Source organism: Rahnella inusitata, assembly GCF_965118895.1.
In the GTDB taxonomy this organism is placed as follows: Bacteria; Pseudomonadota; Gammaproteobacteria; order Enterobacterales; family Enterobacteriaceae; genus Rahnella; species Rahnella inusitata_A.
Genome location: NZ_CBCPJJ010000002.1, coordinates 1 through 24,680 on the forward strand (window position 1 = coordinate 1; position 24,680 = coordinate 24,680).

Consider the following 24,680-nt stretch of genomic DNA (forward strand, 5'->3'; position numbering starts at 1 on the left):
CGACTTTGCGATGAGTACGGCCTGTACGTGGTTGATGAAGCCAACATCGAAACCCACGGCATGCAGCCTATGAACCGTCTGTCAGACGATCCCGTCTGGTTCAACGCATTCAGCGAGCGCGTCACCCGTATGGTTCAGCGCGACCGCAACCATCCGTGCATCATCATCTGGTCACTGGGTAACGAATCCGGCCACGGCGCGAACCATGACGCCATGTACCGCTGGATCAAATCCGTCGATCCGACGCGTCCGGTGCAGTATGAAGGCGGCGGCGCAAACAGCGCGGCAACCGACATTATCTGCCCGATGTATTCCCGTGTGGAGCAGGACCAGCCATTCCCGGCGGTGCCGAAATGGTCGATCAAAAAGTGGATCAGTATGCCTGACGAAACGCGTCCGCTGATCCTCTGCGAGTACGCCCACGCGATGGGCAACAGCTTTGGTGGTTTCGATAAATACTGGAAAGCCTTCCGCCAGTTCCCGCGTCTGCAGGGCGGATTTGTCTGGGACTGGGTTGATCAGAGTTTGCTGCGTACCGGCGAAGACGGTGAGCGTCATATGGCTTACGGCGGTGATTTTGGTGATACACCGAACGACCGTCAGTTTTGCATGAACGGTCTGGTATTCGCCGACCGCACGCCGCATCCGTCGCTGTTTGAAGCGCAGCGCGCGCAGCAATTCTTCCAGTTCTCACTGGTCAGTACCGCGCCCCTGACGCTGCAAATTCAAAGCGAATACCTGTTCCGCCGCAGCGATAACGAGCAGCTGGTCTGGCGTATTGAGCGCGATGGCGAAGTGATTTCACAGGGTGAGGCCGCGCTGAATATTGCACCTAACGGTACTCAGATCCTGGATCTTGGGCAGATCCCGCAGGCGAAAGGCGATTTATGGCTAAATGTTGCCGTGCATCAGCCGCAGGCGACGGCGTGGTCAGAAGCCGGACATCGCAGCGCGTGGGATCAGTGGCAACTGCCACAGGCGCTGAGCCTGCCGGTTTCGGAAAATATCACCGCGGCTGCGCCGGTTCTCGATGTGCAGGGTGATCAGATTTTTGTTGTGCACGGCACTCAGCGCTGGCAGTTCAGCCGGCAGACCGGTTTGCTGGAGCAGTGGTTCGATGGTAAAACGCCGCGCCTGCTATCTGCGCTGCGCGATCAGTTTGTGCGTGCGCCGGTGGATAACGACATCGGCGTCAGCGAAGTGACCCGCATCGATCCGAATGCGTGGGTGGAACGCTGGAAAGCCGCCGGAATGTATCAGCTGGAATCGCGCACGCTGAGCGTGCTCGCCGATCAGTTAGAAGATCGCGTGGTTATTGTTGCCAGACATGCTTTCCTTGCAGGTGACGAAATCCGTGTGCTGAGCAACAAGGTTTACCGCGTTGATAATCAGGGGGAATTGCATATCGACGTGGATGTGCGCGTCGCCTCTAACGTGCCGTCACCGGGGCGCATCGGTATGACTTGCCAGCTGGCGGACACCGCAGAGAGTGCGAGCTGGCTGGGGCTAGGACCGCATGAGAACTACCCTGACCGTCGTCTGGCCGCGCAACACGGCCGCTGGACGTTACCGCTGACAGAGCTCTACACGCCTTACGTCTTCCCGACGGAAAACGGCCTGCGCGGCGACACCCGTGAACTGGATTACGCCGGATGGCAGTTGCGTGGCAATTTCCACTTTGGCCTGAGCCGCTTCAGCCTGCAACAGCTGATGGACACCAGCCATCGTCACCTGTTGCGCGCAGAGCAGGGCACCTGGCTGAATGTCGACGGCTTCCATATGGGCGTCGGCGGCGATGACTCGTGGAGCCCGAGCGTCAGCCCGGACTTCCTGCTGACTGCCGGTCATTACCATTACGCCTTCACCTGGAAACGTTCCTGATATCCCGCGCCGTGGCATTAATCTGCTGCGGCGCAGCATTCCGTCGCAAGGAAACTGCAAATGAATTACATGAAAAATACCAATTTCTGGATGTTCGGGCTGTTCTTCTTTTTCTACTTTTTCATCATGGGGGCCTATTTCCCGTTCTTCCCGATCTGGCTGCACGACATTAATCAGATCAGCAAAAGCGATACCGGAATTATCTTCGCCAGCATTTCGCTGTTCTCATTACTTTTCCAGCCGGTATTTGGTTTGCTCTCGGATAAGCTGGGGCTTAAAAAGCACCTGCTGTGGATCATTACCGGGATGCTGGTGCTGTTTGCGCCGTTCTTTATCTACGTGTTCGGCCCGTTGCTCAAAGTGAACATCTATCTGGGATCGGTGGTCGGCGGGATTTATCTCGGGCTGATTTATAACGCCGGTGCGCCAGCAATTGAAGCCTATATCGAAAAGGTCAGCCGCCGCAGCAGCTTTGAATTTGGCCGTGCGCGGATGTTCGGCTGTGTCGGCTGGGCGCTGTGCGCGTCGGTGGTCGGCATCATGTTTACGATTAACAACGAGTTTGTGTTCTGGCTCGGTTCTGGCTGTGCGGTGATCCTCGCCATTCTGTTGCTGATAGCCAAACCGGAAGTGACCTCCAGTGCGCGGGTGGCGAACGATCTGGGCGCAAATACCAAACCCTTTAGCCTGAAAATTGCCCTTGAGTTGCTGAAAGACCGCAAACTGTGGTTCCTGGCGCTGTACGTGATCGGCGTCTCCTGCACCTATGACGTTTTCGATCAGCAGTTCGCCAACTTCTTCACCTCGTTCTTTGCTTCCTCATCGGAAGGGACACGCGTCTTCGGTTACGTCACCACCATGGGCGAATTGCTAAACGCCTGCATCATGTTTTTCGCACCGCTTATCGTGAACCGTATCGGTGGCAAAAATGCACTGCTGCTGGCAGGGATGATCATGTCCGTGCGCATCATCGGATCTTCGTTTGCCTCTTCGCCTCTCGAAGTGGTGGTGCTGAAAACGCTGCACATGTTTGAAGTTCCGTTTTTGATCGTCGGCTGCTTTAAGTACATCACGTCAGTGTTTGAGGTGCGCTTCTCGGCGACGATTTATCTGGTGACCTTCTGCTTCTTTAAGCAGGTAGCGATCATGTTTATGTCGGTGTTTGCCGGGAATATGTATGACCGTATCGGGTTCCACGGTACTTATCTGATCCTCGGTCTTATCGCGCTGACCTTCACCGTGATTTCAGCCTTTACGCTGAGCGGACGCGGCCCGTTGCAGGCTTTCAAAACGCCAGAGCCGTTGAAGAATCACCCCGCAAATTCCTAATTTCACTGGATCTTACCCTGAAATTGGCACTTCATTGCATTGTTAGTTAACCTTAACCCAAAGTTGCTGCCCGTATGTCGGGCAGCTTTGGTTTCTTATCACCCGTCAGGGTAATTTTTTGGGGTAATTAAATGGATGATTTGAACGTTGTGGGCAGCATTAACAATGCGGGCAACTGGTTAGTGAGAAATCAGGCTTTACTGATCCATTACGCCGTCAATATCGTCGCGGCAATCTTTATTCTTATCATCGGTCTGATCGTCGCCCGCGTGTTATCTGGCGCTGTCAGCCGCGTGATGAAACTGCGCGGTATCGATCTGACCGTCTCTGACTTCCTCGCCGCTCTCGTGCGTTACGCCGTTATCGCCGTCACGCTGATTGCCGTTCTGGGGCGCGTGGGTGTGCAGACCGCATCGGTCATCGCCGTTCTCGGTGCCGCAGGTTTGGCCGTAGCATTGGCCTTGCAGGGATCGCTGGCAAACTTTGCCGCAGGCGTGCTACTGGTCATCTTCCGTCCGTTCCGTGCTGGTGAATATGTCGATCTCGGCGGCGTGGCTGGTACCGTGACGCAGGTGCAGATTTTCTCCACTACGTTAGTTACCCCGGATGACAAAATGATCGTGGTACCGAACGGTAAAATCATCGCCGGTAATATTATCAATACGTCACGTGAGCCAAACCGTCGTACCGAAATCGTGGTGGGCGTGGGTTATGAATCTGATATTGATCAGGTGAAAAAAGTTTTGGGCGATATCATCGCGGCGGACAAACGTATCCAGCATGAAAAAGGCGTTACCGTGCGTCTGAATGAAATGGGCGCTTCAACGCTGAACTTTGTGGTACGTGTCTGGAGTTCCAACGGCGACGCTCAGGAAGTTTACTGGGATCTGCTGGAAGCCTTCAAACGTGCGCTTGACGAGAACAAAATCAACATCGCTTACCCGCAGATGGACGTGCATTTGCATCGTGTTGCAGATGCCGCTGCCAGCCAGCAGGAAGAACAGCGTTCAATCGAAAGCAAGGGCATCGCGGAATAACGCGCGATTTGCCGGTAAAACTCAGGCGCCTGCGGGCGCCTTTTTCATATCCCCAATCGATGAATCCCCCTGATAAGCTGACCTAATGGGGGATTAGAATTATCTATTTCCTCTAATGCCATCAATGCCCTTACACTGCGCGCATTCTCTCTGACTGACTGTTTAAAGGATGACGACGTGCTGTCTATTTTCCTGCAAGGACTGGCGATGAGCGCCGCAATGATTTTACCGATTGGCCCGCAGAATGCGTTTGTGATGAACCAGGGCATTCGCCGCCAGTATCACTTGATGATTGCCGGATTATGCGCGCTGAGCGACATCGCGCTCATCTGTGGCGGCATCTTTGGCGGTAGCGCGCTGTTGAGCAAATCACCGCTTTTACTGCTGCTGGTGAGCTGGGGCGGCGTGGCGTTTTTACTGTGGTACGGCTGGGGCGCGTACCGTACGGCGTTCAGCAAAAATCCTGAACTGGCGCAGGCCGAAGTGGCAAAGCAAAGCCGCTGGAAAATTGTGGTCAGCATGCTGGCCGTGACCTGGCTGAATCCGCACGTATACCTCGATACCTTCGTGGTTCTCGGCAGTCTCGGCGGCAGCCTGAATGCCGATGAACGCTCATGGTTCGCGCTCGGCGCGGTCAGTGCGTCGGTCATCTGGTTCTTCGGGCTGGCTCTCCTCGCCGCCATGCTGGCGCCGTGGCTGAACACCGGCAAAGTGCAGCGGGTGATCAACTTTATCGTCGGCACCATTATGTGGGGCATTGCCATTCAGCTGGCGCGGCAGACCGGTGTACTTTAAGTTCGCCGGATAAACAGGTTTTTGTCACTAATCTTAGTTTCTGTTGTAACGGATTATGCTACGGTTTCGCAGTTAATACGTTTATTGCCATATCTTTGATGATTAATGGAGGCACTGTGAAACTGAAAGCATTGACTGTAGCAGCGATGTTGGGATTAGGGACATTACCACTGACGTTGCAGGCGGCAGAATTACCTGCCGGACCGCACGTTGTGACCTCAGGAACGGCGAGCGTTGACGCCACGCCAGATATTGCCACGCTGGCGATCGAAGTGAACGTCTCTGCGAAAGATGCCGCAAGCGCCAAGCAACAGGCCGATGCGCGTGTAGCGGAATACTTTGCTTTCCTGCAGAAAAATGGCATTGAGAAGAAAGACATCAATGCAGCGAATTTACGCACTCAGCCGGAATACGACTACCTGAAAGATGGAAAGTCACAGCTTAAAGGCTACCGTGCGGTGCGTCAGGTGCAGGTGACATTGCGTCAGCTGGATAAACTGAACGAACTGCTGGATGGTGCGCTGAAATCGGGTCTGAATGAAGTCCGTGCTGTCGAACTGGGCGTTGCGAATCCGGATCGTTTCCGTGACGAAGCGCGGCAGAAAGCGATTGATAACGCCACGCAGCAGGCGAAATCATTGGCAGAAGGTTTCCATACCAAACTGGGGCCGGTTTACAGCATTCGCTATCACGTCGCTAACTACCAGCCGATGCCGGTCGCGCGGATGTACAAAACCGCCGAAGCCGCAGGCCAGAGCGACGTGGCACAGACTTACGAACAGCAAAGCATTCACTTTGACGATCAGGTTGATGTGGTGTTTGAATTGCAGCCGCAAGCTCCTGCTCCTGCTCCTGCTCCTGCTCAGTAAACATGAAGCTGTAAAAATGAAAAAACCCGCTCCGGCGGGTTTTTTGTTTCTGGCTGGATCGTCAGTCAGTCCTGACGCAACACCTGATGGCCGTGCGCCAGCAGGGCGTCGGTGACTTTGCGCATCATGCGGCTTTCCGGGGCGAAACGATGCCAGTACAGCATCCTGCGTTGGAACAGGCCCGGCGTCAGGTCGATCAGCTCGCCACTTTCCAGCTCTTTCTCGATTTGCAGATGCGGGATCATGCAGCAGGTGGTGCCCTGACGCGCCAGTTGCACGAAGGCTTCCGACGAGTTCACGATATGACAAGGCACGCTGCCCGGCGACAAATCAAAGTTCTGCTGTAAAAAAGCCTGATGCATATCGTCAAGATGGTCAAACGCCACCGCCGGCGCTTTCAGCAGCGCGGAGCGGGTGACGCCATTGGGGAAGTAGCGGTCGGCGAACGGTTTCGAACCTACGAACAGGTAATCGAGCGCGCCCAGCTGATCAACCAGACAGCTCGGCAACGGTTGCGGCTGGATACTCACCGCACCGACCACTTCACCACGGCGCAGACGCTCCTGCGTCCGGGTTTCATCTTCAACCTGTAAATTCAGGCGAATAGGGGAATCGACCAGCACCGATTTCAGCGCCGGTAACAGCCAGGTAGCGAGACTGTCGGCATTGACCGCCAGCGAGAGCAGCAGCGGCGTATCATTGCTGTCGCTATTACTGTCACTGCCCAGCCACTCTTCTTCCAGCAGCTCGACCTGATGCAACAACGCCAGCAATTTCTGCCCCTGTTCGGTCGGGCGCGGTGGCACGGTGCGCACCAGCAAAGGCTGGCCGAACAGATTTTCCAGTTGTTTAATGCGCTGTGAGACCGCCGATTGAGTGATGCAAAGCTTCTGTGCCGCGCGCTCAAAACCGCGCTCACGGATCACCGCGTCCAGTGCCTGCAACGTTCTATAATCTGGGCGTTTCATCGGAGTTCTGTCCCTTGGATTTTATTTTATCCAAACACTATGCCACAGATTGTCAGGTTTTGTGGTGAGGAAAATCTTTGCGTTTGCAGCGCGATTGCACTTAATAAGTGTGATCTCGCTACGGCGTTGTTTATCCCAATCACCCTGACTTGCTTTATAATCACCGGCACTTTCGGGTTATCAGACAGAGAAGCCATTATGACGCAGGAAGAATTGAAGAAAGCAGTCGGCTGGGCCGCACTGGATTACGTTACGCCGGGCACCATCGTCGGTGTAGGTACCGGATCCACCGCCGCCCATTTCATTGATGCACTCGGCTCAATCAAAGGGCAAATTGAAGGCGCAGTTTCCAGTTCCGACGCGTCTACCGAGAAACTGAAAAGCTTAGGTATTCACGTTTTCGACTGCAACGAAGTGGATTCGCTGGATATCTACGTTGACGGTGCCGACGAAATCAACGGCTTCATGCAGATGATTAAAGGCGGCGGCGCTGCGCTGACCCGAGAAAAAATCATTGCTGCGATTGCGAAAAAATTCATCTGTATCGTCGATGCGTCCAAGCAGGTCGATGTGCTGGGTAAATTCCCGCTGCCGGTAGAAGTCATACCGATGGCGCGCTCTTACGTGGCGCGTGAGCTGGTAAAACTTGGCGGCCTGCCGGAATATCGTCAGAACGTGCTGACCGACAACGGCAACGTGATCCTCGACGTGCACAATCTGAACATTCTTGATGCCGTCGCGATGGAAAATAAGATCAACAATATTGCCGGAGTCGTGACCGTCGGTCTGTTTGCTAACCGTGGCGCGGATGTTGCGCTGGTCGGCACTTCGGAAGGCGTTAAAACTGTTACGCTGAAATAACCCAGCGATAAGCAGAAGATCTGGCTGCTGTGTTAAAGGCAGCCAGACACACGTCTGTCATAACGCAATGTTATGAAGATGATAATTTTCTGACTGAATCATCTTTTCTTCAAAAGCCTGAATTCGGTGACTTATGTCACATTTCCGATAATCTCCTCCTGAACGTTTGGCGCAGTAAAATCTAACCAGCATGAAATGCTAAAAACCCTCTGTCACGGTGAGCCTTCTGCTACCGGCCAGGCAATCGTTTGTATTGATGATGGCGGATTTTTTGTTATGTTGGCTGTGAGTAATCACCTCGCAGTTCGAATTCAGCCAGAAAATTATAGGGTCGGGAAATGGCAAAAGTATCACTTGAGAAAGACAAGATTAAATTTTTGTTAGTGGAAGGCGTCCACCAAAGTGCGGTTGATACCCTCCGTGCAGCGGGCTACACCAATATTGAATTTCACAAAGGTGCTTTGGATACGGAATCGCTGAAAGAGTCGATCCGTGATGCGCACTTTGTTGGGCTCCGATCGCGTACTCAGCTGACCGAAGAAGTTTTCCAGGCAGCAGAAAAACTGGTGGCTGTGGGGTGTTTCTGTATCGGCACCAATCAGGTTGATCTGAAAGCAGCAACGCGTCGCGGTATTCCGGTCTTTAACGCACCGTTCTCTAACACCCGTTCGGTTGCCGAAATGGTGCTGGGCGAAATGTTGCTGATGATGCGCGGCATTCCTGAAGCGAACGCCAAGGCCCACCGCGGCATCTGGAACAAACTGGCTGTCGGTTCGTTCGAAGCGCGCGGGAAACGTCTGGGGATCATCGGTTATGGCCATATCGGCACACAGCTGGGTATTCTGGCGGAAAGCCTGGGGATGCGTGTCTTCTATTACGACATCGAAAGCAAATTGCCGTTAGGGAATGCGCAGCCGATTGCTTCTCTGGAAGAACTGCTCAACACCAGCGACGTTGTGACGCTGCACGTGCCCGAAACACGCAACACCAAAGACATGATTTCTGAAGTGCAACTGGCGCAGATGAAGCCGGGCGCACTGCTGATCAATGCCTCACGCGGCACCGTGATCGACATTCCTGCGTTATGCAACGCACTGCGCAGCAAACATCTGTCTGGTGCGGCGATCGATGTCTTCCCGGAAGAACCGGCGACCAACAGCGATCCGTTCAATTCACCGCTGTGTGAGTTCGACAACGTGCTGCTGACACCGCATATCGGTGGCTCCACCATGGAAGCGCAGGAAGGTATCGGTCTGGAAGTGGCAGGTAAACTGTCGAAATACTCTGATAATGGTTCTACATTGTCAGCGGTTAACTTCCCGGAAGCGTCTTTGCCGGCACACACCGAGAAAGCCAGCCGTTTGCTGCATATCCACGAAAACCGTCCGGGCGTGCTGACCAGCATCAACCAGATTTTCGCCGAGCAGGGGATCAACATCGCAGCACAGTACCTGCAAACCAGCCCTGAAATTGGGTATGTGGTGATTGATGCAGAAACGGATATCGCGACGCTGACTACCGCGCTGCAACTGATGAAGGCCATTCCGGGAACGATTCGTGCCCGTCTGCTTTACTGATCGCATCAGCTGAAACAACCAGGCCGCCGAAAGGCGGTTTTTTTTGTCTGGTATCAGGGAGTTTTGGGTTTCGTGGGCCCTCTAACGACAATTCAAAATCTCATCAGAAGAAGCAGGGCGATCAGGCCGCAGAGGATCAGAGAGGAAAAGGTGATTTCGAACTGGTAGCGTCGCAGCATCTTGCGGTACCTCAGGGCAGAAAATGGATAAAAAAACACCCGGCGGACCGGGTGTCAGATTATCAGTCTGGATACCGGGTCAGTGAAGGCACTCACCCGGAAATCGTAGGCAGACTTATGCAGCTGGTGTTGCTTTTGCAGCAGGAGCCGCTTTCTTAGCGTGTTTCACGTGTTTTTTAGCAGCCTGGGCTTTCTGAGCAACAGGAGCCGCTTTCTTAGCGTGTTTCACGTGTTTTTTAGCAGCCTGAGCTTTCTGAGCAACCGGCGCTGCTTTCTTAACGTGTTTTACGTGTTTTTTAGCAGCCTGGGCTTTCTGAGCAACCGGCGCTGCTTTCTTAACGTGTTTTACGTGTTTTTTAGCAGCCTGGGCTTTCTGAGCAACCGGCGCTGCTTTCTTAACGTGTTTTACAGGTTTTTTAGCAGCCTGGGCTTTCTGAGCAACCGGTGCGGCTTTCTTAGCGTGTTTTACGTGTTTCTTAGCCGCTTGCGCTTTCTGAGCAACTTTCTTGTGAGTCTTGTGTTTAGTTACGTGCTTGGCGGCAGGTGCGGCCGTTGTTGCGGTGGCAGCAGGCGCCGGAGTTGCTGTTGTTTCAGCAGCGAAAGCGACAGAAGACAGGCCCATTGCAGCGGCTACAACCAGAGCTAATACTTTTTTCATCGTTAATTCCTCAAGGATTTTTAGTTTATGTGTCTACCCCACTGCGGGGCCGATGAAAGGATAATAGGCGCGTCGAACTCGATTGTCCGTGAGTGATTGGTTTCGGCGTGTAACGGTATGTATAAACTCTAAAAACATTACTTTTCAGTTATTTGAAATGGATCTCGAACGCAATTAGGTTCTTTATGTAATGTTAGTTACAACATACTTTGGTTTTTAGGGAGATTAACAGAGGGATGTGAGCATTACCACGTCCAGACGTTGCCCGGCGTAATCACTTCCGGCAATGGCACATCCCAGTGCTCAACCGGCAACTCCTCTACTTTCTGGCAATCATGGGCTAAACCAATCGGATAAGGCCCGCCGTTCTGCCAGTGCTCCAGCGTACGGTCATAAAAACCGCCGCCCATGCCCAGGCGCTGGCCGTGGTTATCGAACGCCACCAGCGGTGTCAGGATAATATCCAGCTGTGCGAGGGGAAGAACCTGTGTAACGTCCAGCCGTGGTTCGAGAATTTTAAGACGATTACGTACAAGCGGTGTTTGCGGCGTGTAGTGCAGAAACAGCAGATGATGAGATGAAAACGGATGCAACACCGGCAGGCACAGCTGTTTGCCCTCTTGCCATAAACGCTGAATCAGCGGTGCGGTGTCCAGTTCTCCGTCAAAAGATAGAAATACGGAAACAGTCGTCGCAGAGCGGATTTTAGGATGTGACGCAACGCGTTCTGCGACCTGAAGGGCAAAATGAGTTTGCTGTTCAGGAGTCAGATTTTTTCTGCGTTGGCGTATTTCGGTGCGAAGTTGTTGTCTGGCTGAAGCGAACTGAGGTGTGTGCAACATAGATACATGAACCAGAAAGGAATGTACCGAAAAGAAAGGGGAATCTCCGAGATGCCGTCGCAGGCTGTAACCCTTGAACCCATGGTTCAAGGTGAACGTGCTGTCGCAATCTTTAGGCTTCTCGGACGGACCGAGCATGCGCACCGATTGCGGATCATCACATTCTGTTGGTACTAATTATCGGCTCAGGGGACGGGCCCGCTGGCGAACATCTCAGAGAAATTTTTTACCGTTTCTGACTGCCTGTGACCAGCAAATCAGCAACGTGTGTTATTCGAAAGGCGCCCCTTCACGTTCAGAGATCCGGCCTTGTTCGAGCAGTGCCTGCTCGATGGTTTGTTGCAGCATCCGGATACGTTGTTCCATATTGGATGCGTAATCGCGAGTTTTCAACCTTTCCTGAGCAAGTTCGTGACATACGTTCAATGCCGCGATGAAAACCAGTTGCTCTGTATTGGTGACTCTAGTGCGAACTTTCAGATCTTGCAACCGCTGATTAAGATCTTCAGCTGCCAGATTCAGTGCTTCCTGTTGTTCTGGCGGACAATTCACCCGTAAAGAGCGACCAAAAATTTGAATATCTACTGGTTGTGCAGACATGCCACCTTCCTGCTAATTTATTCGTCCGCCCCAACGTGACCACTACGACCTGGCGCAGGATGTTGGAAGCGGGCGCCACTATAACTATCTCAATACCAGGTTACAACCCCGTGGCTGACTGACTGCTGCCCGATTGTTCAGAGCGAGTTATTCAACCCTCAGTGTGCCTGAGACAGGCTGCTAATCTGGTACTACGACAGACCTTGGTGGTAGCATAACACGAACTTATCCAGCCAACGATGGCGAATGCGCATGTCTATTGAGAATACTTACCCAACTTACGATTCGTTGGATCAAAACCTGAAACAACAATCGGTTGCTTTGACCGCAGCAGAAATGCACGGGTTGATCAGTGGTTTACTGTGCGGTGGCAACCGCGACGGTAGCTGGTTAACGCTGGTGCATGATCTGACTAATGAAGGCATGGCCTTCCCGCACACGCTGGCCGATTTGCTACAGCAACTGCGTAAAGTGACATCAGATACTCTGGAAGATGACAGTTTCGAATTCAAAATCATGATGCCTGATGATGATAAAAGCATTTTCGAGCGCGCCGACGCGCTGGCGGGCTGGGTCAACCATTTCCTGCTGGGTCTCGGCATGATGCAGCCCAAACTCGCTAAAGTGAAAGGCGAAGTCGGCGAAGCCATCGACGATTTGCGTAGCATCGCGCAATTAGGCTACGACGAAGATGAAGATCAGGAACAATTGGCGCAGTCTTTAGAAGAAGTGGTGGAGTACGTCCGCGTGGCAGCCATCCTGTGCTTTGGTGAATTTGGCCATAGCCTGCCAACCGCCCCGGAAAATCCGCGTACATTGCATTAAGTTTTTCATGAATTGTTCTTAGCAAGTATTGTTCTTAACACAATAAATTAAAACGATTTCAGGAGAGCAGGTGAGATGACTCAGCAAGAATTTGAGAATCGTCGTCAGGCACTTTTAGCCAAGATGGCACCAGGCAGCGCCGCCGTGATTTTTGCAGCACCCGAAGCGCCGCGCAGCGCTGACAGTGAATACCCGTATCGTCAGAATAGCGATTTCTGGTATTTCACCGGTTTCAACGAACCGGAAGCCGTGCTGATTCTGGTGAAAAGTGACGAGAACCACAACCACAGCGTGCTGTTCAACCGCGTGCGCGATCTCACTGCTGAAATCTGGTTTGGCCGTCGTCTCGGCCAGGATGCGGCACCGGCGAAGCTCGGCGTTACCAAAGCGCTGCCGTTCAGCGACATCAACCAGCAACTGCATCTGCTGCTTAACGGCCTGGACGTGGTGTACCACGCTCAGGGCGAATACGCCTACGCCGATGAAATCGTTAATCGTGCGATGGACAAACTGCGCAAAGGTTTTCGCCAGAACTTCTCCGCTCCGGCCACGGTGACTGACTGGCGTCCGTGGGTTCACGATCTGCGCCTGTTCAAGTCCGCCGAAGAAATCAGCATTATGCGTCGCGCCGGACAAATCACCGCGCTGGCCCACACCCGTGCGATGGAAAAATGCCGTCCTGGGATGTTCGAATATCACCTTGAAGGTGAAATTCATCACGAATTTACCCGTCACGGTGCACGTTATCCTTCCTACAACACTATTGTCGGCGGTGGTGAAAATGCCTGTATTTTGCATTACACCGAAAACGAGTGTGAGCTGCGCGACGGTGATTTGGTGTTGATCGACGCCGGTTGTGAATACAAAGGCTACGCCGGTGACATTACCCGTACCTTCCCGGTGAACGGCAAATTCAGTAAAGCACAGCGCGAAATCTATGACATCGTGCTGGCGTCAGAATACAAAGCACTGGAAGTGCTTAAACCGGGCAGCAGCATTCAGGCCGCCACCGAAGCGGCTGTCCGCGTGATGATCGAAGGTCTGGTTAAATTGGGCGTGATGAAAGGCGACGTTGAGACACTCTATGCCGAGCAGGCGCACCGCCAGTTCTTCATGCACGGCCTGTCCCACTGGCTGGGGCTGGATGTGCATGACGTCGGCCATTATGGTTCGGTTGACCGTAGCCGTACGCTGGAACCTGGGATGGTACTGACCGTCGAACCCGGTTTGTACATTGCACCGGATGCTGATGTACCCGAGGCCTATCGCGGCATCGGTATTCGTATCGAAGACGACATCCTGATCACCGCCACCGGTATTGAAATTCTGACCGGCGACGTAGTGAAAGAAGCTGACGATATTGAAGCCTTGATGGCGGCGGCACGTAAATAATATGAGCAACGTTTGTCTATGAGCATAGTGATTGTTGGCGGCGGAATGACCGGTGCCACACTGGCGCTGGCGATTTCCGCGCTGACGCAAGGGCGTCTGGCAGTGCATCTGGTGGAAGCCACTGCGCCGGAAAATCACGGGCATCCGGGGTTTGATGCCCGTTCGATAGCGCTGGCGCAGGGGACTTGTCAGCAGCTTGCTCGCGTAGGCATCTGGCCGGCACTGGCAAAAATCGCCACGCCGATCCGTGATATCCACGTCAGCGATCGTGGCCATGCGGCCTTTGTGCATCTCAATGCCGCGCATTACGGCGTTGAAGCATTAGGGCAGGTGGTTGAGCTGCATGAAGTCGGCAAACGTCTGTTTGCACTCCTGAAGGCGGCTCCGGGTGTCACGTTGCATTGCCCGGCTAAAGTCGTTGATATCGCAAGGACTGCAGATTCTGCCAGCGTCACGCTGGATAGCGGTGAATCACTGACCGCACAGCTGCTGGTCGCCGCCGACGGTTCCCACTCTTCGCTGGCGAAGGCCTGTAATATTGGCTGGCAGCGTGAAGACTACGGTCAGATTGCGGTCATCACCAATGTCGCAACGTCTGAACCGCATCGTGGCCGCGCATTCGAACGCTTTACACAACACGGTCCGCTGGCCTTATTACCGATGTCCGACGGGCGCAGCTCGCTGGTGTGGTGCCATCCACGTGAGGCCAAAGCTGAAATCGATGGCTGGAGCGAAGCGCAATTTCTCAGTGAACTGCAAAAAGCCTTTGGCTGGCGTCTGGGCACGATGAAACAGGCTGGCAAGCGCTTTAGCTATCCGCTGCAATTACAGAAAGCCAACAGTCATATCAGCCACCGTCTGGCGCTGGTTGGCAATGCCGCCCAGACGCTGCATCCGATCGCCGGACAGGGCTTTAATCTTGGTTTGCGTGACGTGATGACGCTGGCGGAAACGCTGGCAAATGCTTGCGCGCACGGAACCGACGTCGGCAGTTATTGCGTGCTGAGTGAATACCAGCAGCGCCGTCAGCCCGATCAGCAGGCTACCGTCGGCGTGACCGATGGTCTGATCCACTTATTCGCTAATCGCTGGCTGCCATTAATGGTCGGACGCAATCTGGGTTTAATGGCGATGGAAGGTATTACGCCGCTGCGCGATGCTTTTACACGCAGGACTTTAGGCTGGGTTGACCGTTGAGCCTTTGATCCTTACAGGAAAAATTATGCAATCTTTTGATGTGGTTATCGCCGGGGGCGGGATGGTTGGTCTGGCGCTGGCGTGCGGATTACAGGGCAGCGGATTGCGCGTTGCGGTGCTTGAAAGCCAACAGCCGGATCTCGATTCTCCTTTGCCGGAACAACCGGGACTGCGTGTTTCAGCCATCAATGCCGCCAGTGAGCGTTTACTGAAATATATCGGTGTCTGGGACAATATCACCGCGCAGCGCGCCAATGCCTATCAGGGGATGGAAGTTTGGGATCGCGATAGCTTCGGCAAAATCGCATTCCGTGGTGAAGAATACGGATTCAGCCATCTCGGTCACATCATCGAGAATCAGGTGATCCACCGCGCGTTATGGCAACAGGCGGAGAAATCCTCTGATATCACCCTGCTGGCACCCGCTACGCTGAAAAACGTCGCGTGGGGCGAAAACGACGCCTTTATCACGCTTAGTGACGAACGCCAGATGAGCGCGCGCTTAGTCGTTGGCGCAGACGGCGCACAGTCGTGGCTTCGTCAGCACGCCGATATCCCGCTGACATTCTGGGATTACCGCCATCATGCACTGGTGGCGACCATTCGCACCGAAGAGCCGCACCAGTCTGTTGCACGCCAGGTCTTTCACGGCGATGGCATTCTGGCCTTTCTGCCGCTGGCCGATGCGCATTTATCTTCGATCGTCTGGTCCGTTTCGCCGGATGAAGCACAGCGACTGCGCGGACTGGCACCGGAAGAATTCAACAAAATTCTCGCCAGCACTTTCGATCTGCGTCTGGGCATCTGTAGCGTGGAAAGCGAACGTCAGACCTTCCCGCTGACTGGTCGTTATGCCCGCAGCTTTGCCGGACAGCGTCTGGCGCTGGTGGGGGATGCGGCGCACACCGTGCATCCGCTGGCCGGGCAGGGCGTCAACTTAGGCTTTATGGATGCGGCCGAGCTGGCATCTGAGATCAGACGGCTGCAAAAAGAAGGCAAAGACTTCGGACAGCACATGTATCTGCGCCGCTACGAGCGCCGACGCAAGCATAGTGCAGCACTGATGCTGGCCGGAATGCAGGGATTTCGCGAACTGTTTGCCGGTGACAATCCGGCGAAGAAACTCCTTCGCGACATCGGCCTGACGCTGGCTGATTCTCTGCCGGGCGTAAAACCTAAATTAGTGCGTCAGGCTATGGGGCTGAACGATTTACCCGAATGGTTGCATGACGATCCGCTTCGATTGAAATAATCTAATTTCAGCTCAGTTTTTCCATTACATTTTCTAATCCGGGGCCGGATTTCTCATTCTGCAAATGGTGAGAAATCCGGCCTTGTCGTTATATAACGTCGATATTTTTGCTGTTTATTTGTAGATTTTGCGCCACAAACCCCATTTTCCCAGTCAAAAACTCTGCACAATGCCCCTGCTAATTAACTGACATTCCCTTTGCTCTGCATATTTTATCTTATGGTTAGCAGGGGGATTCGGTGGTAAGTTCAGGTAAAGGGTATCGTTTGCGCTCCCTGCGAATTTCGACTTTTTCAGGCAGCCTTTTCGTCATGAGGAATAAGATGGTTAAGCAGACTCAGCTTTTTGAACAACACGTCGCGTGCGGTGCGCGTATGGTCGATTTCCACGGCTGGATGATGCCTTTGCATTATGGCTCCCAGCTGGATGAACACCACGTTGTGCGCCAGGATGCCGGCATGTTCGACGTCTCCCACATGACCATTGTTGATCTCCGCGGTGCCCGTACCCGTGAATTCCTCCGTTACCTGCTGGCGAACGATGTCGCCAAACTCACCGTTCCTGGCAAAGCGCTGTACACCGGCATGCTTAACGCGTCGGGTGGCGTGATTGATGACCTGATTGTTTATTTCCTTACCGAAGATTATTTCCGCCTGGTGGTGAACTCCGCGACCCGCGAGAAAGATCTGGCATGGATTTCGCAGCATGCAGAACCGTACGGCGTCGAACTGACCGTGCGTGATGATTTAGCGCTGGTGGCCGTTCAGGGGCCGCAGGCGAAAGAAAAAGCCGAAACCTTATTCACCGCTGAACAAAAACAAGCTGTCGCGGGCATGAAGCCGTTCTTCGGCGTACAGGCGGGCGATCTGTTTATCGCGACCACCGGCTATACCGGTGAAGCGGGCTATGAAATCGCACTGCCGCAGGAACAGGTCGCAGATTTCTGGCAGAAATTGTTGGCGGCGGGCGTGCAGCCTGCGGGGCTTGGCGCGCGTGACACGCTGCGTCTGGAAGCGGGTATGAACCTTTACGGCCAGGAAATGGATGAAGGCGTTTCACCGCTGGCGGCCAACATGGGCTGGACCATCGCCTGGGCACCGGAAGACCGCAATTTTATTGGCCGTGAAGCGCTGGAAAGGCAGCGCGAGCAGGGCACCGAACAGCTGGTCGGTCTGGTAATGACCGAAAAGGGCGTATTGCGTAACGAACTGCCGGTGCATTTCACCGACGCCGCAGGCAACACCCAACAAGGCGTGATCACCAGCGGTTCATTCTCCCCGACGCTGGGCTATAGCATCGCGCTGGCGCGCGTTCCGGCAGGCATCGGCGAGCAGGCGATTGTGCAAATTCGTAACCGTGAGATGCCGGTAAAAGTCACCAAACCGGGCTTTGTCCGCAACGGTAAACCGCTGGCGCAATAACCCATCCGATTGAGTTGAACACAAAAATTTAAAAACATTTTCAGGAGATTATTGATGAGCAATGTTCCCGCAGAGTTGAAATATGCCTCTTCCCACGAATGGGTGCGTTCAGAAGGCAACGGCGTTTACACCGTGGGCATCACCGAACACGCACAGGAATTACTGGGCGACATGGTGTTTGTTGATCTGCCAGAAGTCGGCCGTGAAGTGGCCGCTGGCGAAGACTGCGCCGTGGCAGAATCCGTGAAAGCGGCTTCCGATATTTACTCCCCGATCAGTGGCGAAATCATCGCGGTGAACGGCGAGCTGGAAGGCTCCCCTGAGCTGGTGAACAGCGAGCCATACGGTGCCGGTTTCCTGTTCCAGATTAAAGCGTCAGACGAAGCCGAACTGGCTAACCTGCTTGATGCAGCAGCCTATGGTTCCTCGATCGACGAATAAGTAAGACTGCACGATCGCCTCGCAACCCGTTTGCGGGGCGCATTCAACACCCGTAGCTTTTGTCAGTATCCCAAGACACCTCCAGCAGATTTCAGGAATGCGTAGCAAATGACTCAGACTCTCAGCCAACTCGAACACAGCGAAGCGTTTATCGGCCGCCACATTGGTCCGTCTTCTCAGCAGCAGCAAGACATGCTGGAGACGGTCGGTGCCGGTTCGTTAAATGCCCTGATCCAGCAGATCGTTCCGGTCGATATTCAGTTGCCGGGGCCACCGGCCGTCGGCGATGCCGTAACCGAACATCAGGCGCTGGCTGAGCTTAAAGCCATTGCCAGCCAGAATCAGCGCTACAAATCCTACATCGGTATGGGTTACAGCGCGGTGCTGACGCCGCCGGTTATCCTGCGCAATATGCTGGAAAATCCGGGCTGGTACACCGCGTACACACCGTATCAACCCGAGGTGTCGCAGGGGCGTCTGGAATCACTGTTGAACTTCCAGCAGTTGACGCTGGATCTGACCGGTCTTGATCTGGCCTCGGCTTCATTGCTTGATGAAGCGACCGCCGCGGCTGAAGCGATGGCGCTGGCAAAACGCGCCAGCAAACTGAAAAACGCCAACCGTTTCTTTGTGGCTGACGATGTGCATCCGCAAACCCTGGACGTGGTTCGCACCCGTGCTGAAACCTTTGGCTTCGACATCATTGTCGATAAGGCTGAGAAGGTACTGGATCTTGAAGGCGTGTTCGGCGTGCTGTTACAGCAGGTCGGCACCACAGGTGAAGTTCATGATTACAGCGCGCTGCTGGCTGAACTGAAATCCCGTAAAATTATCACCAGCGTTGCCGCTGACATTATGGCACTGGTGACGCTGACCGCGCCGGGCAAGCAGGGCGCGGATGTAGTCTTTGGTTCGGCACAGCGTTTTGGAGTGCCAATGGGTTACGGCGGCCCGCACGCGGCCTTCTTTGCCTGTATTGATGATTTCAAACGCTCGATGCCGGGCCGCATTATCGGCGTTTCCCGCGATGCTGCAGGTAAAACCGCACTGCGCATGGCGATGCAGACCCGCGAGCAACATATCCGCCGCGAAAAAGCCAACTCCAACATCTGTACCTCGCAGGTTTTACTGGCCAACATCGCCAGCCTGTATGCGGTATTCCACGGCCCTGAAGGCCTGAAACGCATTGCCTCACGCACTCACCGCTTGACCGACATTCTGGCCACTGGCCTGAAACAGGGCGGTCTGACCCTGCGTCACAATACCTGGTTCGATACCCTGACCGTGGAAGTGAAAGACAAGGCCGCCGTGCTGGAACGCGCGCTGAGTTTCGGTCTGAACCTGCGTACCGATATTCACGGTGCGGTCGGCGTGACGCTTGATGAAGCCACATCGCGCGAAGACGTGCAGATCCTGTTTGCTGCCCTGCTGGGTGACGACAACGGTCTGGATATCGATAAACTCGATAAAGCCGTCTCAACCGACAGTAACTCAATTCCTGCCGCGATGCTGCGCGTGGATCCGATCCTGACACATCCGGTATTCAATCAGTACCACAGCGAAACCGAGATGATGCGTTATATGCACCGTCTGGAGAAAAAGGATCTGGCGCTGAATCAGGCGATGATCCCGCTGGGCTCCTGTACCATGAAGCTGAATGCCGCCGCCGAGATGATCCCAATCACCTGGCCGGAATTCGCTGAACTGCACCCGTTCTGCCCGACTGAACAGGCCGCCGGTTATCAGCAAATGATTGGTCAACTGTCACAGTGGCTGGTGCAACTGACCGGTTACGATGCTGTCTGTATGCAGCCGAACTCTGGTGCGCAGGGCGAATACGCCGGTCTGCTGGCAATCCGCCGTTACCACGAAAGCCGTAACGAAAGCAGCCGTCACATTTGCCTGATCCCAAGTTCCGCGCACGGTACCAACCCGGCGTCAGCACAGATGGCGAGCATGACGGTGGTGGTGGTTGCCTGCGACAAACAGGGCAATATCGATCTGAGCGATCTGCGTGAGAAAGCGGCGCAGGCGGGCGATGCGCTGTCTTGTATCATGGTGACGTACCCGTCTACGCACGGCGTTTACGAAGAAACCATCCGCGAAGTTTGCCAGATTGTTCATCAGTACGGCGGTCAGGTTTATCTCGACGGCGCTAACATGAACGCACAGGTCGGCATCACCACGCCAGGTTATATCGGCGCGGACGTTTCGCACCTCAACTTGCATAAAACCTTCTGTATCCCACACGGCGGCGGTGGTCCGGGCATGGGCCCTATCGGCGTGAAAGCGCATCTGGCGCCGTTTGTACCGGGTCACAGCGTAGTACAGATTGACGGCGTCCTGACGCAAAACGGCGCGGTTTCCGCCGCACCGTTCGGCAGCGCCTCCATCCTGCCAATCAGCTGGATGTACATCCGCATGATGGGCGCGGAAGGCCTGAAACAGGCCAGCCAGGTTGCGATCCTGAACGCTAACTACATTGCCACCCGTCTGAAAGATGCTTATCCGGTGCTCTACACCGGCCGCGATGGTCGCGTGGCGCACGAATGTATTCTGGACATCCGACCGCTGAAAGAAGCCACCGGCATCAGTGAAATGGACATCGCCAAGCGTCTGATCGACTACGGCTTCCACGCCCCGACCATGTCCTTCCCGGTTGCCGGTACGCTGATGGTTGAGCCAACCGAATCAGAAAGCAAAGTCGAGCTGGATCGCTTTATCGACGCGCTGCTGGCCATCCGTGGTGAAATCGACAGCGTCGCCAAAGGCGAATGGCCGCTGGCTGATAACCCGCTGGTGAATGCTCCGCACGTGCAGGACGAGCTGGTCAGTGAGTGGACTCATCCGTATACACGCGAACTGGCAGTCTTCCCGGCAGGCAGCGAGAATAAATACTGGCCAGCGGTGAAGCGTCTGGATGACGTGTACGGAGACAGAAACTTGTTCTGCTCATGTGTGCCGATGAGTGATTACGAGTAATTAAACCCTTTGGGTTGCGACCCAAACCGGCCTTAAGGTCAGTTTGGGCTCGCCACCCGAACCGGGTTTAAGGTCAAGACCTAGGGTTGCCACCCAAACCGGCCTTAAGAGGCGCCTGTCGCCGCGCCTCTTAAGAATCTCCGGCTCTTTAAAACACGCGCTATCGCCAGGCCGATGGACGTGTTCTTGTACTTCCGCGTGTGGCGCAAAACCCTGCCGCTGTGCGGTGCCTTCTCTCGGTCTTCGAGCCTATGGTCTCGAAGCCGCTCCGTTCAGCAGGATTTTTTGATTGCGCCATCTCGCCATTTTTAAAAGAAATCTGGATTGAGCAATTATCTTTTTTTTTGAAATGATCAGAGTGGGTGAAGTTGTAACCCGACCGTAGGGAACCGCGTAGCGGCGGGATTTTGCAGCAATAGCGAAAGCCGCTGAAACATAGCCGGTTTGCATGGCACATGTTTTAAAGAGCCTGGGATTCTTAAGGGGGGGCGGTGATAAGCCCCCCTTAAGGCCAGTTTGAGCGGCGAGCCCAAGGTATTGACCTTGAAATTAAAGCCAAAGCCAAAGCCAAAGTTGTCATTGAAACCATCCCCTCTATGATTTGCTTACCTTCCCCTATGGAGTTGCCCATGAAAAGCGTAGCGTTAGTTACCGGTGCCAGCCGCGGCATCGGCCGTGCCACGGCGATATTACTCGCCGAACAAGGTTACGCCGTCGGCGTCAATTACCTCAATAATGAAGCTGCCGCGCAGGATGTCGTCAACCAGATCACCGCCAACGGCGGAAGGGCAATCGCTCTGCAAGCCGATATCGCTGAGGAGACGCAGGTTGTGGCCATGTTCCAGCGGTTAACCAATGAACTCGGCCCGGTTACCGCACTGGTCAATAACGCCGGGATTCTGTTCCAGCAATCGACCATCGAAAATCTCACCGCTGAGCGGATCAACCATGTGCTGTCTACCAACGTGACCGGCTATTTCCTGTGCTGTCGCGAGGCCGTGAAAATTATGTCGCATCGCCATGGTGGAAAGGGCGGGGCGATTGTGAATGTTTCCTCAGCGGCCTCCCGGCTGGGCGCACCGGGTGAATATGTGGATTACGCGGCATCGAAAGGCGCGGTTGATACCCTGACCACCGGTCTGGCACTGGAAGTGGCGGCCTGCGGTATACGTGTTAATTGCGTGCGCCCCGGTTTGATCTACACCGACATTCACGCCAGCGGCGGTGAGCCGGGGCGGGTGGATCGCGTGAAAACCAGTTTGCCGATGCAGCGCGGAGGTCAGCCGGAAGAAGTCGCGCAGGCGATTTGCTGGTTGTTGTCGGATTCAGCCTCCTACGTGACCGGCAGTTTTCTGGAGCTGGCAGGCGGAAAATAATCCCCCCTGAGAAACGTCAAAAGCACCTGCGGGTGCTTTTTTTATTCCCAAACGGTCAAAACAACATAAACGGTCACATGCGGTCACTGGGGCGCACGAGGAATTGTGACCGTTTGCAAAACTGTTGCTGTCTTGTTGCAGCCTGAATGACGATTTAATGCCGTTCCCGCCACAGATCCAAACTTTAACATTTCATCTCTTCTCATCTTTTCGTGACAACTATCACATGACGACAGCGGCGAAAAATGCACGCGGTCGCTTTTGAGGCACTGCGCATTCCGTAAGCATCCGGCTGCGTATCCTAATTGACATCGGGAAAGAGGAATCACCACATGCTGCCTGTAGAACGCCATCGTTTTATCACTGAAATCCTCAGCCAGCGCGGACGCATTCTGGTACAGGAAGTGGCGCAGTTATGCCGCATCTCTCTGGAGACTGCGCGGCGCGATCTGGCACTGCTGGAAAGGCGCGGGATTTTGCAACGCAGTCATGGCGGCGCGGTATTTGCCCAACATGCGGCGTCCGGGACAGCCTCGGTGCCGTCGCAGATTGAGCAGGGAGAATCGTTTCGCGATCGCAGTAACCAGTCCCCCGACAGCAAAACCCGCATCGCCAAGCGCGCGTTGCAGCTGATTAATCCCGGCGATTGTTTGCTGCTCGACAGCAGCTCAAGCAGCTGGTTTCTGGCCCGGCAGTTGCCGGACATCCAGCTGGTGGTGTTGACCAACTCGGTGCACATCATCCAGACGCTGGCGGTGAAAGCCAATGTGCGGGTTATCGGGCTGGGCGGCGAGTATTCGGCGAAGTATGAGGATTTTGTCGGCGTACTCGCCGAACAAATGCTGAAAGAGTTCGTGATCAACAAACTGTTTTTCTCCTGTCACGGCATCAGCCACGAAGGCGGTATTCGTGAAAGTAACGAGCATCACGCACGGCTGAAACAGCAAATGCTGCTTTCCTCCGAGCACAAAATTTTGCTGGCCGATGCCAGCAAATTCGGCCGGCGCTCTTTTGCGCGGATCTGCCACTACCGGGAAATAGACACACTGATAACAGACCATCTCGAGGATGAAGAATTCCGACAGGAACTGGCCTGGAGCAACGTCAACGTAATTGAGGTTTCTCCTTCACCCCTACAGAAAAAAACTAAAAACAGCCGCAACGGCCCTCTCGCTGCGGCAAATAACTGAACCTCTTTGGAGAGAAAACATGATCAAGAAATCCGTTCTTGCCTGCCTGTTTGCCACAGCCATGTTGTCCCTGTCAGCCCACGCCGCCGACAAAATCCGCATGGGCGTGGTGGTGAAAGTCGGCGGTAACGCCTGGTTCAACGCGATGGAGGCCGGGATCAAAAGTGAAGCGGCCAAACGCGGGATCGACGCCTGGCAGGTCGGGCCGACCAGCGCCGATCCGGCATTGCAGGTGCGCGCCATTGAAGATCTGATTGCGCAAAAAGTGGATGTGATTGGCGTGGTGCCTAACGATGCCCGCGTGCTCGAACCGGTGCTGAAACGCGCCCACGACGCAGGGATCAAAGTCATCGTCCATGAATCCCCGGATCAGAAATACGCCGACTGGGATTTTGAAATGGTCGATGCCACCCAGCACGGCATTACGCACATGGTCGCCCTCGCGCAGTGCATGAAAGAGAAGGGCGATTACGCGGTGTACGTCGGCAGCTTAACGGTGCCGCTGCATCAGAAATGGGCCGATGCCGCCATCAATTATCAGAAAGAGCACTACCCGAATATGCACCTGGTCGGTGACAAGTTTGGCGTCGGTGAATCCCTCGACGACAGCATCCGTACCACCAATGATCTGATGTCCAAAGACGCCAACCTGAAAGGCATTCTGGCGATCGGTTCACAAGGCCCGATCGGTGCAGGGCGTGCGGTGCTTAACCGCGGCAAAACGGACGATATCTGCGTATTCGGACCGTTCAGTCCGGGACAGGGCGCCAGTCTGGTCAAAGCCGGTGCCATCAAAGGCGGCTTTATCTGGAATCCGATGGTCGCCGGTGAAGTCTTCGTACGCATCGCCGAAAAGCTGGAAAAAGGCGAAAAAATCACTGACGGCATGACCATTGAAGGCATGGGCAAAGTCAAAGTAGATGACGCCACGCACACCATTCTGGGTAACGAAACCGAAAGTCTGGACAAAGCCAATCTGCCGAAACTGGTCAAAATGGGGCTGTAATC

At 54.4% G+C, this 24,680-nt stretch carries 21 protein-coding genes and 1 other RNA gene; 17 read left to right on the forward strand and 5 right to left on the reverse strand.

All coding sequences use genetic code 11. The features are described from left to right. The 5 genes from ACMHLI_RS01530 to ACMHLI_RS01550 form a co-directional block, all read left to right on the forward strand. Positions 1–1,881, forward strand: a 1,881-nt coding sequence (locus ACMHLI_RS01530; RefSeq protein ID WP_413527968.1) for a glycoside hydrolase family 2 TIM barrel-domain containing protein, incomplete at its 5' end; no start/stop codon positions are given. 60 nt (positions 1,882–1,941) lie between these two features. Continuing rightward, positions 1,942–3,210, forward strand: a complete 1,269-nt coding sequence (locus tag ACMHLI_RS01535) for an MFS transporter (protein WP_413527969.1) — start codon at positions 1,942–1,944, stop codon at positions 3,208–3,210. A 131-nt stretch (positions 3,211–3,341) separates the two neighbouring features. Next, a complete protein-coding gene (gene mscS, locus ACMHLI_RS01540) occupies positions 3,342–4,247 on the forward strand; it encodes a small-conductance mechanosensitive channel MscS (protein ID WP_413527970.1) in 906 nt (301 codons plus the stop codon). A gap of 177 nt (positions 4,248–4,424) precedes the next feature. Continuing rightward, the gene (gene argO / locus ACMHLI_RS01545) at positions 4,425–5,042 is read left to right on the forward strand and encodes an arginine exporter ArgO (protein ID WP_413527971.1); all 618 of its coding nucleotides are present in this window, start codon (positions 4,425–4,427) and stop codon (positions 5,040–5,042) included. Between the two features lie 116 nt (positions 5,043–5,158). After that, positions 5,159–5,911: an oxidative stress defense protein gene (locus tag ACMHLI_RS01550; RefSeq protein WP_413527972.1), complete on the forward strand. Its 753-nt coding sequence runs from the start codon at positions 5,159–5,161 to the stop codon at positions 5,909–5,911. A gap of 65 nt (positions 5,912–5,976) precedes the next feature. On the opposite strand, the gene ACMHLI_RS01555 is transcribed toward ACMHLI_RS01550, so the two are convergent. Continuing rightward, the gene (locus ACMHLI_RS01555; protein ID WP_056773177.1) at positions 5,977–6,879 is read right to left on the reverse strand and encodes a LysR family transcriptional regulator ArgP; all 903 of its coding nucleotides are present in this window, start codon (positions 6,877–6,879) and stop codon (positions 5,977–5,979) included. A 198-nt stretch (positions 6,880–7,077) separates the two neighbouring features. On the opposite strand from ACMHLI_RS01555, the gene rpiA reads away from it, so the two are divergent. Further along, positions 7,078–7,740, forward strand: coding sequence for a ribose-5-phosphate isomerase RpiA (gene rpiA, locus ACMHLI_RS01560; RefSeq protein WP_413527973.1), 663 nt, complete (start codon positions 7,078–7,080; stop codon positions 7,738–7,740). Between the two features lie 338 nt (positions 7,741–8,078). Next, positions 8,079–9,317 (forward strand): phosphoglycerate dehydrogenase, encoded by a 1,239-nt coding sequence (serA, locus tag ACMHLI_RS01565; protein ID WP_413527974.1) that lies wholly within the window; start codon positions 8,079–8,081, stop codon positions 9,315–9,317. 294 nt (positions 9,318–9,611) lie between these two features. Here serA and asr read toward each other — a convergent pair whose 3' ends face one another. The 4 genes from asr to zapA all read right to left on the reverse strand — a co-directional run bounded on the left by asr (position 9,612) and on the right by zapA (position 11,596). Then, a complete protein-coding gene (gene asr, locus ACMHLI_RS01570; RefSeq protein ID WP_413527975.1) occupies positions 9,612–10,154 on the reverse strand; it encodes an acid resistance repetitive basic protein Asr in 543 nt (180 codons plus the stop codon). Positions 10,155–10,399: 245 nt separating this feature from the next. Next, complete coding sequence (locus ACMHLI_RS01575; RefSeq protein WP_413527976.1) at positions 10,400–10,996, reverse strand: 5-formyltetrahydrofolate cyclo-ligase; 597 nt, start codon at positions 10,994–10,996, stop codon at positions 10,400–10,402. A 39-nt stretch (positions 10,997–11,035) separates the two neighbouring features. After that, positions 11,036–11,219: non-coding RNA, 6S RNA (ssrS, locus tag ACMHLI_RS01580), on the reverse strand. Between the two features lie 47 nt (positions 11,220–11,266). Then, positions 11,267–11,596 (reverse strand): cell division protein ZapA, encoded by a 330-nt coding sequence (zapA, locus tag ACMHLI_RS01585; RefSeq protein ID WP_013576788.1) that lies wholly within the window; start codon positions 11,594–11,596, stop codon positions 11,267–11,269. 252 nt (positions 11,597–11,848) lie between these two features. Between zapA and ACMHLI_RS01590 the strand changes: the two genes are divergently transcribed. From ACMHLI_RS01590 to ACMHLI_RS01635, 10 genes are all read left to right on the forward strand, one after another. Then, positions 11,849–12,421, forward strand: coding sequence for a YecA family protein (locus ACMHLI_RS01590; protein ID WP_413527977.1), 573 nt, complete (start codon positions 11,849–11,851; stop codon positions 12,419–12,421). 75 nt (positions 12,422–12,496) lie between these two features. Then, complete coding sequence (pepP, locus tag ACMHLI_RS01595) at positions 12,497–13,813, forward strand: Xaa-Pro aminopeptidase (RefSeq protein WP_413527978.1); 1,317 nt, start codon at positions 12,497–12,499, stop codon at positions 13,811–13,813. Between the two features lie 18 nt (positions 13,814–13,831). Next, positions 13,832–15,010 carry a 2-octaprenyl-6-methoxyphenyl hydroxylase gene (gene ubiH / locus ACMHLI_RS01600; RefSeq protein WP_413527979.1) on the forward strand — a complete coding sequence of 393 codons (1,179 nt, stop codon included), beginning with the start codon at positions 13,832–13,834 and terminating at the stop codon, positions 15,008–15,010. A gap of 25 nt (positions 15,011–15,035) precedes the next feature. After that, positions 15,036–16,262, forward strand: a complete 1,227-nt coding sequence (gene ubiI / locus ACMHLI_RS01605) for an FAD-dependent 2-octaprenylphenol hydroxylase (RefSeq protein WP_413527980.1) — start codon at positions 15,036–15,038, stop codon at positions 16,260–16,262. Positions 16,263–16,585: 323 nt separating this feature from the next. Beyond that, positions 16,586–17,683 carry a glycine cleavage system aminomethyltransferase GcvT gene (gene gcvT, locus ACMHLI_RS01610; RefSeq protein WP_413527981.1) on the forward strand — a complete coding sequence of 366 codons (1,098 nt, stop codon included), beginning with the start codon at positions 16,586–16,588 and terminating at the stop codon, positions 17,681–17,683. Positions 17,684–17,737: 54 nt separating this feature from the next. Beyond that, positions 17,738–18,124 (forward strand): glycine cleavage system protein GcvH, encoded by a 387-nt coding sequence (gene gcvH / locus ACMHLI_RS01615; protein ID WP_112164197.1) that lies wholly within the window; start codon positions 17,738–17,740, stop codon positions 18,122–18,124. Positions 18,125–18,232: 108 nt separating this feature from the next. Then, a complete protein-coding gene (gene gcvP, locus ACMHLI_RS01620; RefSeq protein ID WP_413527982.1) occupies positions 18,233–21,106 on the forward strand; it encodes an aminomethyl-transferring glycine dehydrogenase in 2,874 nt (957 codons plus the stop codon). Between the two features lie 629 nt (positions 21,107–21,735). Then, entirely contained in the window at positions 21,736–22,482 is a 747-nt protein-coding gene (locus ACMHLI_RS01625; RefSeq protein WP_413527983.1) for an SDR family oxidoreductase, read from the forward strand. A gap of 332 nt (positions 22,483–22,814) precedes the next feature. After that, on the forward strand, positions 22,815–23,672 hold the full coding sequence (locus tag ACMHLI_RS01630; protein WP_213051292.1) for a DeoR/GlpR family DNA-binding transcription regulator: 858 nt from the start codon (positions 22,815–22,817) through the stop codon (positions 23,670–23,672). A 19-nt stretch (positions 23,673–23,691) separates the two neighbouring features. Further along, on the forward strand, positions 23,692–24,678 hold the full coding sequence (locus tag ACMHLI_RS01635; protein WP_373283430.1) for a substrate-binding domain-containing protein: 987 nt from the start codon (positions 23,692–23,694) through the stop codon (positions 24,676–24,678). The last annotated feature ends 2 nt before the right edge of the window (positions 24,679–24,680 follow it).

What these genes read in the sequence shown, in the direction of transcription:
- gcvP (WP_413527982.1), top strand. Translation starts at nt 18,233, where the DNA reads ATGACTCAGACTCTCAGCCAACTCGAACACAGCGAAGCGTTTATCGGC.
- serA (WP_413527974.1), top strand. Translation starts at nt 8,079, where the DNA reads ATGGCAAAAGTATCACTTGAGAAAGACAAGATTAAATTTTTGTTAGTG.
- ACMHLI_RS01590 (WP_413527977.1), top strand. Translation starts at nt 11,849, where the DNA reads ATGTCTATTGAGAATACTTACCCAACTTACGATTCGTTGGATCAAAAC.
- rpiA (WP_413527973.1), top strand. Translation starts at nt 7,078, where the DNA reads ATGACGCAGGAAGAATTGAAGAAAGCAGTCGGCTGGGCCGCACTGGAT.
- ubiI (WP_413527980.1), top strand. Translation starts at nt 15,036, where the DNA reads ATGCAATCTTTTGATGTGGTTATCGCCGGGGGCGGGATGGTTGGTCTG.
- zapA (WP_013576788.1), bottom strand. Translation starts at nt 11,596, where the DNA reads ATGTCTGCACAACCAGTAGATATTCAAATTTTTGGTCGCTCTTTACGG.
- asr (WP_413527975.1), bottom strand. Translation starts at nt 10,154, where the DNA reads ATGAAAAAAGTATTAGCTCTGGTTGTAGCCGCTGCAATGGGCCTGTCT.
- ACMHLI_RS01555 (WP_056773177.1), bottom strand. Translation starts at nt 6,879, where the DNA reads ATGAAACGCCCAGATTATAGAACGTTGCAGGCACTGGACGCGGTGATC.
- ubiH (WP_413527979.1), top strand. Translation starts at nt 13,832, where the DNA reads ATGAGCATAGTGATTGTTGGCGGCGGAATGACCGGTGCCACACTGGCG.
- ACMHLI_RS01535 (WP_413527969.1), top strand. Translation starts at nt 1,942, where the DNA reads ATGAATTACATGAAAAATACCAATTTCTGGATGTTCGGGCTGTTCTTC.
- ACMHLI_RS01635 (WP_373283430.1), top strand. Translation starts at nt 23,692, where the DNA reads ATGATCAAGAAATCCGTTCTTGCCTGCCTGTTTGCCACAGCCATGTTG.
- ACMHLI_RS01630 (WP_213051292.1), top strand. Translation starts at nt 22,815, where the DNA reads ATGCTGCCTGTAGAACGCCATCGTTTTATCACTGAAATCCTCAGCCAG.
- gcvH (WP_112164197.1), top strand. Translation starts at nt 17,738, where the DNA reads ATGAGCAATGTTCCCGCAGAGTTGAAATATGCCTCTTCCCACGAATGG.
- gcvT (WP_413527981.1), top strand. Translation starts at nt 16,586, where the DNA reads ATGGTTAAGCAGACTCAGCTTTTTGAACAACACGTCGCGTGCGGTGCG.
- ACMHLI_RS01625 (WP_413527983.1), top strand. Translation starts at nt 21,736, where the DNA reads ATGAAAAGCGTAGCGTTAGTTACCGGTGCCAGCCGCGGCATCGGCCGT.
- pepP (WP_413527978.1), top strand. Translation starts at nt 12,497, where the DNA reads ATGACTCAGCAAGAATTTGAGAATCGTCGTCAGGCACTTTTAGCCAAG.
- mscS (WP_413527970.1), top strand. Translation starts at nt 3,342, where the DNA reads ATGGATGATTTGAACGTTGTGGGCAGCATTAACAATGCGGGCAACTGG.
- ACMHLI_RS01575 (WP_413527976.1), bottom strand. Translation starts at nt 10,996, where the DNA reads ATGTTGCACACACCTCAGTTCGCTTCAGCCAGACAACAACTTCGCACC.